The 15,451-nt window shown below is 69.2% G+C and carries 13 protein-coding genes and 1 tRNA gene; 12 read left to right on the forward strand and 2 right to left on the reverse strand.

Features of this window, described 5'->3' with window-relative positions:
* Positions 1 to 32: 32 nt before the first annotated feature.
* The 3 genes from I5Q34_RS12640 to I5Q34_RS12650 all read left to right on the forward strand — a co-directional run bounded on the left by I5Q34_RS12640 (position 33) and on the right by I5Q34_RS12650 (position 3,169).
* Positions 33 to 575 (forward strand): TetR/AcrR family transcriptional regulator, encoded by a 543-nt coding sequence (locus I5Q34_RS12640; RefSeq protein WP_199892282.1) that lies wholly within the window; start codon positions 33 to 35, stop codon positions 573 to 575.
* A 98-nt stretch (positions 576 to 673) separates the two neighbouring features.
* Positions 674 to 2,089 (forward strand): DHA2 family efflux MFS transporter permease subunit, encoded by a 1,416-nt coding sequence (locus I5Q34_RS12645; protein ID WP_277965253.1) that lies wholly within the window; start codon positions 674 to 676, stop codon positions 2,087 to 2,089.
* A gap of 24 nt (positions 2,090 to 2,113) precedes the next feature.
* Positions 2,114 to 3,169 carry a UDP-N-acetylmuramate dehydrogenase gene (locus I5Q34_RS12650; RefSeq protein WP_199892283.1) on the forward strand — a complete coding sequence of 352 codons (1,056 nt, stop codon included), beginning with the start codon at positions 2,114 to 2,116 and terminating at the stop codon, positions 3,167 to 3,169.
* A gap of 326 nt (positions 3,170 to 3,495) precedes the next feature.
* On the opposite strand, the gene I5Q34_RS12655 is transcribed toward I5Q34_RS12650, so the two are convergent.
* Together I5Q34_RS12655 and I5Q34_RS12660 are read right to left on the reverse strand one after the other, a co-directional pair.
* The gene (locus tag I5Q34_RS12655; RefSeq protein WP_199892284.1) at positions 3,496 to 4,521 is read right to left on the reverse strand and encodes an adenosine deaminase; all 1,026 of its coding nucleotides are present in this window, start codon (positions 4,519 to 4,521) and stop codon (positions 3,496 to 3,498) included.
* Positions 4,522 to 4,619: 98 nt separating this feature from the next.
* Positions 4,620 to 5,867 (reverse strand): pyridoxal phosphate-dependent aminotransferase, encoded by a 1,248-nt coding sequence (locus tag I5Q34_RS12660; protein WP_199892285.1) that lies wholly within the window; start codon positions 5,865 to 5,867, stop codon positions 4,620 to 4,622.
* Between the two features lie 206 nt (positions 5,868 to 6,073).
* Between I5Q34_RS12660 and I5Q34_RS12665 the strand changes: the two genes are divergently transcribed.
* The 9 genes from I5Q34_RS12665 (at position 6,074) to rpoB (ending at position 15,426) form a co-directional block, all read left to right on the forward strand.
* Positions 6,074 to 6,146 (forward strand) — tRNA-Trp (locus I5Q34_RS12665).
* Between the two features lie 103 nt (positions 6,147 to 6,249).
* Complete coding sequence (gene secE, locus I5Q34_RS12670) at positions 6,250 to 6,537, forward strand: preprotein translocase subunit SecE (protein ID WP_199892286.1); 288 nt, start codon at positions 6,250 to 6,252, stop codon at positions 6,535 to 6,537.
* Positions 6,538 to 6,635: 98 nt separating this feature from the next.
* Positions 6,636 to 7,475, forward strand: coding sequence for a transcription termination/antitermination protein NusG (gene nusG, locus I5Q34_RS12675; protein ID WP_199892287.1), 840 nt, complete (start codon positions 6,636 to 6,638; stop codon positions 7,473 to 7,475).
* Positions 7,476 to 7,617: 142 nt separating this feature from the next.
* The gene (rplK, locus tag I5Q34_RS12680) at positions 7,618 to 8,052 is read left to right on the forward strand and encodes a 50S ribosomal protein L11 (protein WP_016571043.1); all 435 of its coding nucleotides are present in this window, start codon (positions 7,618 to 7,620) and stop codon (positions 8,050 to 8,052) included.
* A gap of 104 nt (positions 8,053 to 8,156) precedes the next feature.
* The gene (rplA, locus tag I5Q34_RS12685) at positions 8,157 to 8,873 is read left to right on the forward strand and encodes a 50S ribosomal protein L1 (protein WP_199892288.1); all 717 of its coding nucleotides are present in this window, start codon (positions 8,157 to 8,159) and stop codon (positions 8,871 to 8,873) included.
* A gap of 149 nt (positions 8,874 to 9,022) precedes the next feature.
* Positions 9,023 to 9,988: a hypothetical protein gene (locus tag I5Q34_RS12690; protein WP_199892289.1), complete on the forward strand. Its 966-nt coding sequence runs from the start codon at positions 9,023 to 9,025 to the stop codon at positions 9,986 to 9,988.
* 292 nt (positions 9,989 to 10,280) lie between these two features.
* On the forward strand, positions 10,281 to 10,811 hold the full coding sequence (rplJ, locus tag I5Q34_RS12695; protein WP_199892290.1) for a 50S ribosomal protein L10: 531 nt from the start codon (positions 10,281 to 10,283) through the stop codon (positions 10,809 to 10,811).
* 110 nt (positions 10,812 to 10,921) lie between these two features.
* A complete protein-coding gene (gene rplL / locus I5Q34_RS12700) occupies positions 10,922 to 11,308 on the forward strand; it encodes a 50S ribosomal protein L7/L12 (protein ID WP_199892291.1) in 387 nt (128 codons plus the stop codon).
* A gap of 635 nt (positions 11,309 to 11,943) precedes the next feature.
* Positions 11,944 to 15,426: a DNA-directed RNA polymerase subunit beta gene (rpoB, locus tag I5Q34_RS12705; RefSeq protein WP_199892292.1), complete on the forward strand. Its 3,483-nt coding sequence runs from the start codon at positions 11,944 to 11,946 to the stop codon at positions 15,424 to 15,426.
* Positions 15,427 to 15,451 lie beyond the last annotated feature (25 nt).

Below are 15,451 nucleotides of genomic sequence, written 5' to 3' on the forward strand. Positions count from 1 at the left end.
CAGGTTAGTTAGCAGACACTAATCTTCTCGTCATGGCCAGGATGAGTGCGGAGGAGCGGCGCGAGAGCGTCGTCCGGGCGGCGATCGCGGAGTTCGCGAGGGGCGGCTACCACGGCACCTCGACCGAGACGATCGCCCGCCGGGTGGGAGTCTCCCAGCCCTATCTCTTCCGCCTCTTCCCCGGCAAGCAGGCGATCTTCCTCGCCGCGGTCGAGCGCTGCCAGGAGGAGATCCTGCGCACCTTCCAGGAGGCGTCCGAGGGGGTCGCCCCCGAGGACGCCAAGCGCACCATGGGTCTGGCGTACGAGCGGCTGATCGCCCGCGACCGGGACACGCTGCTCATGCTGCTCCAGATGTGCACCGCGGTCGCCGCCGCCGAGGCGGCGGGCGACATGGAGTTCGGGCGCCCGATCCGGGCCGGCTGGGAGCGGCTGCGGGATCACGTCCACGCCGCCCTGGGCGGCGACGCGGGGGCCTCGTCCCGGTTCCTGGGGCACGGCATGCTCATCAACGCCCTCGTCTCGCTGGGGTTCCCCACCGACCACCGGGTGTGGGACGGCCTGCCGCAGGAGTGATCGGGGGCCGCCCGTGCCTGTCACAGGCGGTGTGTTCCCGGGCGCGAATTTTTTTTGTCCACAAAAGTTAGTGACCACTCAATAATCAGGGGGAGAATGTGGAACGCCACGCCGCACGCCGGGCCGTCTGGGCCCTGGTGATCTCCGGCGCCGCCGGCTTCATGGCCGCGCTCGACAACCTCGTCGTCACCACCGCGCTGCCCTCCGTCCGCGCCGACCTCGGCGGCTCGCTGGAGGACCTCGAATGGACGGTCAGCGCCTACACGCTCACCTACGCCGTGCTCCTGATGTTCGGCGCCGCGCTCGGCGACCGGTTCGGCCGCCGCCGGCTGTTCACCCTCGGGCTGCTCGTCTTCACCGGCGCCTCCGCCGCGGCGGCCCTCGCCCCCGGGACCGGGAGCCTGATCGCCGCCCGGGCCGTCCAGGGCGCCGGCGCCGCGGTCATGACGCCGCTGAGCCTCACCCTGCTCACCGCCGCCACCCCGCCCGAGCGGCGCGGCGCCGCCTTCGGCGTCTGGGGGGCCGTCAACGGCCTCGCCGTGGCCACCGGCCCGCTCATCGGCGGCGGGCTGACGGAGCACATCTCCTGGCACTGGATCTTCTGGCTCAACGTGCCCATCGGCCTGTTGCTGCTGCCGCTCGTCCGGCTGCGGATGGACGAGTCGTACGCGCCGGGCGCCCGCCTCGACGTCCGCGGCACGCTCCTGGTCAGCACCGGGCTTTTCGGCCTCGTCTTCGCGGTCGTGAACGTCAACGCCCACGGCTGGACCGGTGGCCGCGTCCTCACCGGGCTGATCGCCGGCGGCTTCCTGCTCGCCGCGTTCATCTGGCACTGCTCCGCCCACGAGAACCCCATGCTGCCTCTGCGACTCTTCCGCGACAGGGCCTTCAGCGGGATCAATGCGGCCGGGCTGCTGATGTTCTTCGGGATGTTCGGCTCGATCTTCATGCTCAGCCAGTTCCTCCAGAACGTCGGCGGCTACGCGCCCACCGAGGCGGGGCTCCGCATGCTCCCGTGGACCGGCATGCCCATGCTCGTCGCCCCCGTCGCGGGCTACCTCGCCGACCGGGTGGGCGGCCGGATCGTGGTGGTCTGCGGACTCGCCCTCCAGGCCGCCGGGCTCGCGCTCTACGCGCTGACGATCTCCGCCGACGTCTCGTACGCCGCCCAGCTGCCCGCGCTGATCGCCGGCGGGGCCGGCATGGCCCTGTACTTCGCCCCCGCGTCCGCCCTGGTCATGTCCTCGGTCCGGCCCGCCGATCAGGGCATCGCCTCCGGAGCCAGCAGCGCCCTGCGCGAGCTGGGCGGCGCGTTCGGCGTCGCCGTGCTCGGCTCGGTCTTCGCCGCGCAGGGCGGCTACGGGTCGCCGCAGCGCTTCGTGGACGGGATCACCCCGGCGCTGTGGATCGGCGCGGCGGGCGTCGCCCTCGCGGCGGTGGCGGCGGCGCTGGCGCCCCGCCGGGCGCGCACCGCCGCCCCGGCGGTCCGGGAACGGGAGCCGGCCGGGGTCTAGCGCCGGCCCCGTACCCTTGTCGCCGTGCAGGAACTCCACGACACCCCCCTCGCCCCCCTGACCACCTTCCGCCTCGGCGGCCCCGTCACCCGCCTGGTCACGGCCGTCACCGACGACGAGGTGATCGCGGCCGTGCGCGAGGCGGACGACACCGGTGTGCCGCTGCTGATCATCGGCGGCGGCAGCAACCTCGTGATCTCCGACAAGGGTTTCGAGGGCACGGCCTTGCGCATCGCCACCACCGGCTTCTCGCTCGACGGCACCCGCCTCGAGCTTGCCGCCGGCGAGAACTGGTCCGACGCCGTGGCCCGCACCGTCGAGGCCGGGCTCGCCGGCGTCGAGTGCCTGGCCGGCATCCCCGGCTCGGCCGGTGCCACGCCGATCCAGAACGTGGGCGCGTACGGCCAGGAGGTCTCCGCCACGATCACCGAGGTCGTGGCGTACGACCGCCGGGCCGGCGAGGTCGTCGTCCTGCCGAACGCCGAGTGCGGCTTCTCCTACCGGCACAGCCGGTTCAAGCAGGACCCCTCGCGGTACGTCGTGCTGCGCGTCCGCTTCGAGCTGGAGGACGCGGACGGGCTGTCGGCGCCCCTGCGCTACGCCGAGACGGCCCGCGCCCTGGGCGTCTCGGCCGGGGGCCGCGTCCCCCTCGCCGCCGCCCGCGAGACGGTGCTGCGGCTGCGGGCCGGCAAGGGGATGGTGCTCGACCCGGAGGACCACGACACCTGGTCGGCGGGGTCGTTCTTCACCAACCCCGTCCTCACGGCCGCCGAGCACGCGGCGTTCCTCGCGCGGGCGGCGGAGCGGCTCGGGGACGACGTCGTCCCGCCCGCGTACCCGGCGGGCGACGGCCTGGTGAAGACCTCGGCCGCCTGGCTGATCGACAAGGCCGGCTTCACGAAGGGCTACGGCTCCGGCCCCGCCCGGATCTCCACGAAGCACACGCTGGCCCTGACGAACCGCGGCTCGGCGACGACGGAGGACCTGCTGGTGCTGGCGCGCGAGGTGCGGGACGGGGTGCGGGAGGCGTTCGGGGTGACGCTGGTGAACGAGCCGGTGACGGTGGGCGTGGCGCTGTAGAGGGGGTGGGGGCTGGGGCCCGGGGAGGTTTGCCCCGGCCCCGCCCTTGCACCGTTTCCCGGGGAGACCCCGGCCCCCGTCCGCCCTTCGGGCGGCCTCCGGGGGCTCCGCCCCCTGGACCCCCGAAACCGCGCTCCGCGCGGTTGTCCTCAAGCGCCGGACGGGCTGGATCGGGCGCTTGCGGACAAAGCGGTGAAGCCGCTTTTCGGGGCCCGGGGCGGAGCCCCGGAGCGGGGTGCAGGGGGCGCAGCCCCCGCTTGCCGCGCCGTGGCGGGCGCCCCCGGGCGGAGCCCGGGGGAAACGGTGAAAGGGCGGGGCGGGGAGAACTACCCCACCGCACCCAGCCACGCGTCGATCCCCGCCAGCAGCCGCCCCTTCACATCCCCCGGCGCCACGGACCCCCGCACCGACTGCCGCGCCAGCTCCGCCAGCTCCACGTCGGTGAAGCCGTGGTGCTCCCGCGCCAGCTCGTACTGCGCCGCCAAGCGCGAGCCGAACAGCAGCGGGTCGTCCGCGCCCAGCGCTATCGGCACACCCGCCTCGTACAGCGTCCGCAGCGGCACGTCCGACGGCTTCTCGTAGACGCCGAGCGCGACGTTCGACGACGGGCAGACCTCGCAGGTCACCCCCCGCTCCGCCAGCCGCCGCAGCAGCCGCGGGTCCTCCGCGGCCCGCACCCCGTGCCCCACCCGCCCCGCGTGCAGGTCGTCCAGGCAGTCCCGGACGCTGCTCGGCCCGGACAGCTCGCCGCCGTGCGGGGCCGCCAGCAGCCCGCCCTCGCGGGCGATCTGGAACGCGCGGTCGAAGTCCCGGGCGAGACCGCGCCGTTCGTCGTTGGAGAGCCCGAACCCCACCACGCCCCGGTCCGCGTAGCGCACCGCGAGGCGGGCCAGCGTCCGGGCGTCGAGCGGGTGCTTCATCCGGTTCGCGGCCACCAGGACGCGTATGCCGAGGCCCGTGTCCCGGGACGCCCGTTCCACGGCGTCCGTGATGACCTCCAGGGCCGGGATCAGACCGCCCAGCCGCGGCGCGTACGACGTCGGGTCCACCTGGATCTCCAGCCACCCCGAGCCGTCCCGGACGTCCTCCTCGGCCGCCTCGAAAACCAGCCGCTGGATGTCCTCGGGGGAGCGCAGGCAGGAGCGCGCGATGTCGTACAGCCGCTGGAAGCGGAACCAGCCGCGCTCGTCCGTCGCCCGCAGACTGGGCGGCTCGCCGCTGCTCAGCGCCTCGGGGAGGTGCACCCCGTACTTGTCGGCCAGTTCGAGCAGGGTCGAGGGGCGCATGGAACCGGTGAAGTGCAGGTGCAAATGCGCCTTCGGCAGCAGCCGGACGTCGCGTACGTTCTCCATTCCGGGATCCTGCCGCATGGTGCGCGTCAACCGGAAGGGGCTTTCCCCAAAGGGGGAAGGGCCGCACGGGAAAGTTCCCGCACGGCCCTTCCACGGCCTCAGTCCCGCGCCTCGGCCAGCAGCTTCTGGATCCGGGAGACGCCCTCGGCCAGGTCCTCGTCGCCCAGCGCGTAGGACAGCCGCAGATAGCCCGGCGTGCCGAACGCCTCGCCCGGGACGACCGCGACTTCGGCCTCCTCCAGGATCAGCGCCGCCAGCTCCACCGACGTGGCCGGCCGCTTCCCGCGGATCTCCTTGCCGAGCAGCGCCTTGACCGAGGGGTACGCGTAGAACGCGCCCTCCGGCTCGGGGCAGACGACGCCGTCGATCTCGTTGAGCATCTGCACGATCTTCCGCCGGCGGCGGTCGAAGGCGACCTTCATCTCCTCGACGGCCTTCAGGTCGCCGGACACGGCGGCCAGCGCGGCCCGCTGGGCCACGTTGCTGACGTTGGACGTGGCGTGCGACTGGAGGTTGGTCGCGGCCTTCACCACGTCCTGCGGGCCGACGATCCACCCCACGCGCCAGCCGGTCATGGCGTACGTCTTGGCCACGCCGTTGACGACGACGCACTTGTCGCGCAGCTCCGGCACCACCACCGGCAGCGAGGAGAACTCCGCGTCGCCGTAGACCAGGTGCTCGTAGATCTCGTCGGTGAGCACCCACAGCCCGTGCTCCGCCGCCCAGCGGCCGATCTCCTCGACCTGGGCGCGCGTGTAGACGGCGCCGGTCGGGTTGGACGGGGAGACGAAGAGCAGCACCTTGGTGCGCTCGGTGCGGGCGGCCTCCAGCTGCTCGACGGAGACCCGGTAGCCGGTGGTCTCGTCGGCGACGACCTCGACCGGGACGCCGCCCGCGAGGCGGATCGACTCGGGGTACGTGGTCCAGTACGGAGCCGGGACGATGACCTCGTCGCCCGGGTCGAGGATGGTCGCGAAGGCCGAGTAGATCGCCTGCTTGCCGCCGTTGGTGACGAGCACCTGGGACGCCTCGACCTCATAGCCGGAGTCGCGCAGCGTCTTCGCCGCGATGGCCGCCTTCAGCTCGGGGAGGCCGCCGGCCGGGGTGTAGCGGTGGTTCTTCGGGTCGCGGCACGCCTCGACGGCGGCGTCGACGATGTAGCCCGGGGTGGGGAAGTCCGGCTCGCCCGCGCCGAAGCCGATCACCGGGCGCCCGGCCGCCTTGAGGGCCTTGGCCTTGGCGTCCACGGCGAGGGTCGCGGACTCGGAGATCGACCCGATGCGGGTGGAGACCCGGCGGTCGGTGGGTGCCTGCGCGGCGGGGAAGGGAGCGGTGGCATCGGTCATACAGGCATCGTCCCAGACCCGGGACGAACCGGGCGGCCGCGTTCCACGAAGCGGTACGGGGAGGCCCTTTCCGAAGGTCGTGGCGCTATCTGTTCGACGCGGAGGCGGGAAGCACGTACACTCACTCGTCGTTGGCCCCTCCACGGCGAATCAGTACCGGGCACACCGTGCTTCCGGACGGATGCGGTACGTTGGGGGAACCACAAAGGGTCGTAGCTCAATTGGTAGAGCACTGGTCTCCAAAACCAGCGGTTGGGGGTTCAAGTCCCTTCGGCCCTGCTACACGCATCGTCACCTAGGTGCGTGCGTATGCAGAGATGCACCGCCGTGCGGCTCACACCGGGCGCGGCACGGCCACGACCCGGATTCAGGTGAGGACGTAGTGACGGAAGCCCTGGGCTCCACCGCGACGCCTGAAAGTGGTCGTCCCGAGGACGAGGTCGCCGTCAAGAAGCGCCGTGGCGGCAAGCGAGGCAAGAAAGGCCCGCTGGGGCGTCTCGCGCTTTTCTACCGCCAGGTCGTGGCGGAGCTCCGCAAGGTCGTCTGGCCCACTCGTGGCCAGCTCTCGACGTACACCACCGTGGTGATCGTCTTCGTCGTCATCGTCATTGGTCTCGTGACCGTGATTGACTATGGGTTCAGCAACGCCGTCAAGTACGTCTTCGGCTGAGCCCGTCCGCGCGCTGGGGCGGCAGTTTCCGGGAGGCTCTTCCGGAGAGCCGCCTTTTTGCACGTTCCAACCCTTGAAGACCAGGAAGAAGCAGCCACGTGTCTGACCCGAACCTGAACCCCGACGCCGTCGAGCCCGTCGAGGCGGCAGAGGCCGACGTGGACGCGGCTGTCTCGGCCGAGGTCGAGGGCGACACCGCGGCCGCCGAGCAGGAGCCGGCCGAGGCCGCCGAGGGCACCGACGAGGAGGCCCCGGCCCAGGCCGAGGAGGCCGCCGAGATCGTCGAGGCCGACGAGGCCGTCGAGGAAGAGGCCCCCGCCGCCGACCCGGTCGCCGCCCTCCGCGAGGAGCTGCGCGGGCTGCCCGGCGAGTGGTACGTCATCCACACCTACGCGGGCTACGAGAACCGCGTGAAGACCAACCTCGAGCAGCGCGCCGTCTCGCTGAACGTCGAGGACTACATCTTCCAGGCCGAGGTGCCGCAGGAAGAGGTCGTCCAGATCAAGAACGGCGACCGCCGCACCGTCCGCCAGAACAAGCTCCCCGGCTACGTGCTGGTGCGCATGGACCTGACGAACGAGTCGTGGGGCGTCGTCCGCAACACCCCGGGCGTCACCGGCTTCGTGGGCAACGCCTACGACCCGTACCCGCTGACCCTGGACGAGATCGTCAAGATGCTCGCCCCGGAGGCCGAGGCGAAGGCCGCCAAGGAGGCCGCCGAGGCCGAGGGCCGTCCCGCCCCCAGCCGCAAGGTCGAGGTCCAGGTGCTGGACTTCGAGGTCGGCGACTCGGTCACCGTCACCGACGGTCCGTTCGCCACCCTCCAGGCCACGATCAACGAGATCAACGCCGACTCGAAGAAGGTCAAGGGCCTCGTCGAGATCTTCGGTCGCGAGACCCCGGTCGAGCTGAGCTTCGACCAGATCCAGAAGAACTAGCCACAGGCGTTCCGAGGGGCCAGACCGTCACGGTCTGGCCCCTCGGTTTTTGGCTCGGCCACGTTACCCGCTATCGTGGTGCGGTATGCCCGCGAGCAGTGTGTCGCGGGCAAAAAATTCTCACCAGGACCCGGAGAGAGCAATGCCTCCCAAGAAGAAGAAGGTCACGGGGCTCATCAAGCTCCAGATCCAGGCCGGCGCCGCCAACCCGGCTCCGCCGGTCGGCCCCGCGCTGGGTCAGCACGGCGTCAACATCATGGAGTTCTGCAAGGCCTACAACGCCGCGACCGAGTCGCAGCGTGGCATGGTCGTGCCGGTGGAGATCACGGTCTACGAGGACCGTTCCTTCACCTTCGTGACCAAGACTCCGCCGGCCGCGAAGCTGATCCTCAAGGCCGCGGGCGTGGAGAAGGGCTCCGGCGAGCCGCACAAGACCAAGGTCGCCAAGATCACCGAGGCGCAGGTCCGCGAGATCGCCACGACCAAGATGCCCGACCTGAACGCCAACGACCTGGACGCCGCGTCGAAGATCATCGCCGGCACCGCCCGCTCCATGGGCATCACGGTCGAGGGCTGATCAGCCCCACATGACGGAGTCGCACATCGGACTCCGTTGACCTTGTGGAAGGGCCAAGCGCTGGCCCGGACCACGACTCCACGCTCAACTATTCAGGAGCAGAAGTGAAGCGCAGCAAGACTCTCCGCGCTGCGGACGCCAAGGTCGAGGCGGAGCGCCTGTACGCCCCGCTCGAGGCCGTCCGTCTCGCCAAGGAGACCTCCGCCACCAAGTTCGACGCGACCGTCGAGGTTGCCTTCCGCCTGGGTGTCGACCCGCGCAAGGCCGACCAGATGGTCCGCGGCACCGTGAACCTTCCGCACGGCACCGGTAAGACCGCCCGGGTCCTGGTCTTCGCGACCGGCGACCGTGCCGAGGCCGCGCGTGCCGCCGGCGCCGACATCGTCGGTGCCGACGAGCTCATCGACGAGGTCGCCAAGGGCCGTCTGGACTTCGACGCCGTCGTCGCCACCCCGGACCTCATGGGCAAGGTCGGCCGCCTCGGCCGCGTGCTCGGTCCCCGTGGTCTGATGCCGAACCCGAAGACCGGCACGGTCACCCCGGACACGGCCAAGGCCGTGACCGACATCAAGGGCGGCAAGATCGAGTTCCGCGTCGACAAGCACTCGAACCTGCACTTCATCATCGGCAAGGTCTCGTTCGACGACACCAAGCTGGTGGAGAACTACGCCGCGGCGCTGGAGGAGATCCTCCGTCTGAAGCCGTCCGCCGCCAAGGGCCGCTACGTCAAGAAGGCGACCCTGACCACCACGATGGGCCCCGGCATCGCGCTGGACCCGAACCGCACCCGCAACCTGCTGGTCGAGGACGAGACCGTCTGAGACCCGGCACACCGCGTGTGAGCCCCATGGGCCGGCCCCGCACCCTCCTGGGTGCGGGGCCGGCCCTTTTTGTTGCCCTGTTGTCGGAACCGTGGGTTATCGTTCGGGCGAACCAAAGGCAAAGCAATCTCCAAAAAAAGGCGGGGAAAATGGCCAGGACCGCGGTCCGTCGCATAGGCATGTCGCTCTCTGCGGCGGCGATTCTCGTCGGTGCTGTCGCGTGCGACTCCGACGACAACAAGAAGGACGACAAGAGCGCGTCGCAGAGCCAGTCGAAGGGCAGTGACGACCGCAGCCCGGCCCAGGCCCTCCAGGCCGCGTACAAGAAGACCAGCGACGTGAAGTCGGCCAAGGTCCGGATGTCCATGACGATGCCGGGCGACAAGGCCGCCGAAAAGGTCGAGATGGACGGCGTCATGGCCTGGAACCCCGTCGCCATGGATATGACGATGAAGAGCCCCTCGCTCGCCAAGATGGGCGGCGCCGGCCAGATGCGCATGCTCATGAAGGACAACGTCACCTACATGGAGATGCCGGCCGGCTCCATGAAGGACGCCCCCGCGGAGATGCGGGGCAAGAAGTGGATGAAGCTCGACCTCGAGGCCGCCGCCAAGATGTCCGGCGACCCCGCCGCCCAGAAGCAGATGATGGGCGGCATGACGGGTTCGATGAGCGACATGAACCAGGACCCGGCCAAGCAGATGGCCATCCTGACCGACTCCCCGAGCCTCAAGCGCGTCGGCGAGGAGGACGTCAACGGCGTCAAGGCCCAGCACTACAAGGGCACGCTGACCGTCGACGAGCTGGTCAAGGGCAACAAGTCGGCCGAGCTGATGGACGCCAAGGACCGCGAGAAGTTCCTGGACGGCGTGAAGAAGGCCGGCATCAAGGGCTACGACACCGACATCTGGGTCAACGGCGACGACCTGCCGGTCCGGGTGGTCATGGGCATCGACAGCGCCAAGCAGGGCAAGATGAACGTCACCGCCGACTACACCGAGTACGGCGTCAAGGCCGAGGTGACGGCCCCGCCGGCCGGCGAGACCCTGGACCTCTTCGAGATGTTCAAGGGCATGGGCGCGGGCGGCAAGAGCCCCGCCGGTCTCGAGAGCTGAGCCGGACGACAGCCGATTTGCCTGAGCGCAGGCCGTTCACTTATTGTGTTCCGGAAGCCAAAGACCGCTGGTCGTTGCTGTGCCTTCACTTGAAGGCGTGGTGGCCGAAGGATCCGCTAGCTGCGGGCGACCTGCGCAGGTGATTGTGGTTGAACTCCCACTGGGCGGCTGTATGCCAGCTGTTCATCGTGGTCGAGTCACGCCCCGAGCGCCCGCGCCGGGGCGTTTCGTTTTGCCCAGGTCCCTTCTCGCGCCTATGCGGTCCGAATCACCCGGAAGGAGGCCGAGGCTCATGGCGAGGCCCGACAAGGCTGCCGCGGTTGCCGAGCTGACGGACAAGTTCCGCAGCTCCAACGCCGCTGTGCTGACCGAGTACCGCGGTCTCACCGTGGCGCAGCTGAAGACGCTGCGCCGTTCGCTCGGTGAGAACGCGCAGTACGCCGTGGTGAAGAACACGCTGACCCAGATCGCGGCCCGTGAGGCCGGGATCACGCTGGAGGACCAGCTCTTCGCTGGCCCGACGGCGGTTGCCTTCGTCACCGGTGACCCGGTGGAGTCGGCGAAGGGTCTTCGTGACTTCGCCAAGGAGAACCCGAATCTCATCATCAAGGGCGGTGTCCTTGATGGCAAGGCGATGACCGCCGATGAGATCAAGAAGCTTGCGGACCTCGAGTCCCGCGAGGTTCTGCTCAGCAAGCTGGCCGGTGCCATGAAGGGCAAGCAGTCCCAGGCTGCCTCGCTCTTCCAGGCGCTGCCGACGAAGTTCGTCCGCACCGCGGACGCGCTGCGCGCCAAGCTCGCCGAGCAGGGCGGTGCCGAGTAATTCGGCTCGCGCATTGATCGGTGCCTCGACGAGGCACTGGTCGCAGCGGGCCGTACGCCCGCCGACATGTACATCACGGCACCTGCCGATTTAGTGGAAGGACCGCCCTCATGGCGAAGCTGACCAAGGACGAGCTGCTCGCGCAGTTCGAGGAGATGACCCTCATCGAGCTGGCCGAGTTCGTCTCCGCCTTCGAGGAGAAGTTCGACGTTACCGCCGCTGCGGCCGCCCCGGTCGTCGTCGCCGGTGGTGCCGCCGGTGGCGCCGCCGAGGCCGTCGAGGAGAAGGACGAGTTCGACGTCATCCTCACCGCCGCCGGTGACAAGAAGATCCAGGTCATCAAGGTCGTGCGTGAGCTGACCTCCCTGGGTCTGAAGGAGGCCAAGGACCTCGTCGACGGCACCCCGAAGCCGGTCCTCGAGAAGGTCGCCAAGGACGCCGCGGAGAAGGCCGCCGAGGCCCTCAAGGGCGCCGGCGCCTCCGTCGAGGTCAAGTGACCTCACGGGGCCTGAAGGCTCCCGTCTGACACGTCAGACCGACGAAGGGCGATCACCCATGCGGGTGGTCGCCCTTCGGCGTACCCGGGACGGCTGCACGGCAGCGGCCGCCGGGCGAGTATGGTGATCTTTGTTGCCCCGTCGCAGGGGCCCGGAGCGGCACCTTGAGCGGTCGTCGGCGGGCCACCCGGGGGCCGGAGGGCCTTGACGAACGGCACGTCGCGCGCAATTCTCAGGACGCAGTGACATGCAGAACCTCTCGAACGCCGCCTTCGGTTCACCGTCCGAGGCATGGATCGACGGCGGAGAGGGAAGTATCGTCGTGCGCTTCCGGCACCAGGCGGTTGCCGGGCGGAGCCGGGCGGCCGCGCCCGGCAAGTACGGCGAGGACAACAGGATCCCGGAGGGAGAGATTGGTATCGCACCGGTCTCGGGACATCCGCTCTGGACATCAGTGGGCCAAGTGGCTACACTGACCCTTTGCGCTGCCTGTTAGCTGCTCCCTGCCCGTCACCAGGGGCATGCCCACTGTCGAGCAATGCTGATGGAAACCCCCTGACCTGGGATTTCTTATCGATGCACGGAGTGGGACCGGTACGCGCGTAGTGAGTCCGAGCCCTCGGAAGGACCCCCTCTTGGCCGCCTCGCGCAACGCCTCGACCGCCAATACGAACAACGGCGCCAGCACTGCCCCGCTGCGCATCTCATTTGCGAAGATCAAGGAGCCTCTCGAGGTTCCGAACCTCCTTGCGCTGCAGACCGAGAGCTTCGACTGGCTGCTCGGCAATGCCGCCTGGAAGGCTCGCGTCGAGGCTGCGCTGGAGTCTGGTCAGGACGTCCCCACCAAGTCCGGTCTGGAGGAGATCTTCGAGGAGATCTCCCCGATCGAGGACTTCTCCGGGTCGATGTCGCTGACTTTCCGTGACCACCGCTTCGAGCCCCCGAAGAACTCGATCGACGAGTGCAAGGAGCGCGACTTCACGTACGCGGCCCCGCTCTTCGTCACGGCCGAGTTCACCAACAACGAGACCGGTGAGATCAAGTCTCAGACGGTCTTCATGGGCGACTTCCCGCTCATGACGCCCAAGGGCACCTTCTGCATCAACGGCACCGAGCGTGTCGTCGTGTCGCAGCTGGTCCGCTCGCCCGGTGTCTACTTCGACTCCTCGATCGACAAGACGTCCGACAAGGACATCTTCACGGCCAAGATCATCCCGTCCCGGGGTGCCTGGCTGGAGATGGAGGTCGACAAGCGGGACATGGTCGGTGTCCGCATCGACCGCAAGCGCAAGCAGTCCGTCACCGTCCTCCTGAAGGCTCTCGGCTGGACCACCGAGCAGATCCTCGAGGAGTTCGGCGAGTACGAGTCGATGCGCGCCACCCTGGAGAAGGACCACACCCAGGGCCAGGACGACGCGCTGCTCGACATCTACCGCAAGCTGCGCCCGGGCGAGCCGCCGACGCGTGAGGCCGCGCAGACGCTGCTGGAGAACCTGTACTTCAACCCGAAGCGCTACGACCTCGCGAAGGTCGGCCGCTACAAGGTCAACAAGAAGCTCGGCGGCGACGAGCCGCTCGACGCGGGCGTGCTGACCACGGACGACGTCATCGCGACGATCAAGTACCTGGTCAAGCTGCACGCCGGTGAGCAGGAGACGGTCGGCGAGAACGGCACCTCGATCGTCGTCGAGACCGACGACATCGACCACTTCGGCAACCGTCGTCTGCGCAACGTCGGCGAGCTCATCCAGAACCAGGTCCGCACGGGTCTGGCTCGCATGGAGCGCGTCGTGCGTGAGCGCATGACCACGCAGGACGTCGAGGCGATCACGCCGCAGACCCTGATCAACATCCGGCCGGTCGTCGCCTCCATCAAGGAGTTCTTCGGCACCAGCCAGCTGTCCCAGTTCATGGACCAGACCAACCCGCTGTCGGGTCTGACCCACAAGCGTCGTCTGTCGGCGCTGGGTCCGGGCGGTCTCTCCCGTGAGCGGGCCGGCTTCGAGGTCCGAGACGTCCACCCGTCGCACTACGGCCGCATGTGCCCGATCGAGACGCCCGAAGGCCCGAACATCGGTCTGATCGGCTCGCTCGCCTCCTACGGCCGGGTCAACGCGTTCGGTTTCGTCGAGACCCCGTACCGCAAGGTCGTCGACGGCGTCGTCACCGACGAGGTCGACTACCTGACGGCCGACGAGGAAGACCGCTTCGTCATCGCCCAGGCGAACGCGCCCCTCACCGAGGACATGCGCTACGCCGAGGCCCGCGTGCTGGTCCGCCGCCGTGGCGGCGAGATCGACTACATCGCCGGCGACGACGTCGACTACATGGACGTCTCGCCGCGCCAGATGGTGTCGGTCGCGACCGCCATGATCCCGTTCCTCGAGCACGACGACGCCAACCGCGCGCTCATGGGATCGAACATGATGCGCCAGGCCGTTCCGCTGATCAAGGCGGAGTCCCCGCTGGTCGGCACCGGCATGGAGTACCGCTGCGCGGTCGACGCCGGCGACGTCATCAAGGCCGAGAAGGACGGCGTCGTCCAGGAGATCTCCGCGGACTACGTCACCGTCGCCAACGACGACGGCACCTACAACACCTACCGGGTGGCCAAGTTCTCCCGCTCGAACCAGGGCACGTCCTTCAACCAGAAGGTCGTCGTGGACGAGGGCGCCCGCGTGGTGGCCGGCCAGGTGCTCGCCGACGGTCCGTCCACGGACAAGGGCGAGATGGCGCTCGGCAAGAACCTGCTCGTGGCGTTCATGCCGTGGGAGGGTCACAACTACGAGGACGCGATCATCCTGTCGCAGCGCCTCGTCCAGGACGACGTCCTCTCCTCGATCCACATCGAGGAGCACGAGGTCGACGCCCGTGACACCAAGCTGGGCCCCGAGGAGATCACCCGGGACATCCCGAACGTCTCCGAGGAGGTCCTCTCCGACCTCGACGAGCGCGGCATCATCCGCATCGGTGCCGAGGTCATCGGCGGCGACATCCTCGTCGGCAAGGTCACCCCGAAGGGTGAGACCGAGCTGACCCCCGAGGAGCGCCTGCTGCGCGCGATCTTCGGTGAGAAGGCCCGTGAGGTCCGTGACACCTCGCTCAAGGTCCCGCACGGCGAGATCGGCAAGGTCATCGGCGTCCGCGTCTTCGACCGCGAGGAGGGCGACGAGCTGCCCCCGGGCGTGAACCAGCTGGTCCGCGTCTACGTCGCCCAGAAGCGCAAGATCACCGATGGTGACAAGCTCGCCGGCCGTCACGGCAACAAGGGTGTTATCTCCAAGATCCTGCCGGTCGAGGACATGCCGTTCCTGGAGGACGGCACCCCGGTCGACATCATCCTCAACCCGCTGGGTGTCCCGTCCCGAATGAACCCGGGACAGGTCCTCGAGATCCACCTCGGCTGGCTCGCCAGCCAGGGCTGGAACGTCGAGGGCAGCGAGGAGTGGATGGAGCGCCTCAAGGCGATCGGCGCCGACGAGGTCGCCCCGGGCACCAACGTCGCGACCCCGGTCTTCGACGGCGCCCGCGAGGACGAGCTGGCCGGTCTCTTCGAGCACACCGTGCCCAACCGCGACGGCGAGCGCATGGTGCTCCCGTCCGGCAAGGCCCGGCTGTTCGACGGCCGCTCCGGCGAGCCGTTCCCGGACCCGATCTCGGTCGGGTACATGTACATCCTCAAGCTCCACCACCTGGTCGACGACAAGCTGCACGCCCGTTCGACCGGTCCGTACTCCATGATCACCCAGCAGCCGCTGGGTGGTAAGGCTCAGTTCGGTGGCCAGCGCTTCGGTGAGATGGAGGTGTGGGCGCTGGAGGCTTACGGCGCCGCGTACGCCCTCCAGGAGCTGCTGACCATCAAGTCCGACGACGTCACCGGCCGCGTGAAGGTCTACGAGGCGATCGTCAAGGGCGAGAACATCCCCGAGCCCGGCATCCCCGAGTCCTTCAAGGTGCTCATCAAGGAGATGCAGTCCCTCTGCCTCAACGTGGAGGTGCTGTCCTCGGACGGCATGTCCATCGAGATGCGGGACACCGACGAGGACGTCTTCCGCGCGGCGGAGGAGCTCGGTATCGACCTGTCCCGGCGCGAGCCGAGCAGCGTCGAAGAGGTCTGACGGGTCTGACCGGGGGATCTCATGG

The sequence above is a fragment of the Streptomyces sp. AV19 genome (assembly GCF_015999245.1).
In the GTDB taxonomy this organism is placed as follows: Bacteria; Actinomycetota; Actinomycetes; order Streptomycetales; family Streptomycetaceae; genus Streptomyces.

Coding starts and splice junctions, on each gene's coding strand:
- I5Q34_RS12640 (WP_199892282.1), top strand. CDS start 33: ATGGCCAGGATGAGTGCGGAGGAGCGGCGCGAGAGCGTCGTCCGGGCG.
- I5Q34_RS12655 (WP_199892284.1), bottom strand. CDS start 4,521: ATGGAGAACGTACGCGACGTCCGGCTGCTGCCGAAGGCGCATTTGCAC.
- I5Q34_RS12660 (WP_199892285.1), bottom strand. CDS start 5,867: ATGACCGATGCCACCGCTCCCTTCCCCGCCGCGCAGGCACCCACCGAC.
- rplK (WP_016571043.1), top strand. CDS start 7,618: ATGCCTCCCAAGAAGAAGAAGGTCACGGGGCTCATCAAGCTCCAGATC.
- I5Q34_RS12690 (WP_199892289.1), top strand. CDS start 9,023: ATGGCCAGGACCGCGGTCCGTCGCATAGGCATGTCGCTCTCTGCGGCG.
- rplJ (WP_199892290.1), top strand. CDS start 10,281: ATGGCGAGGCCCGACAAGGCTGCCGCGGTTGCCGAGCTGACGGACAAG.
- rplL (WP_199892291.1), top strand. CDS start 10,922: ATGGCGAAGCTGACCAAGGACGAGCTGCTCGCGCAGTTCGAGGAGATG.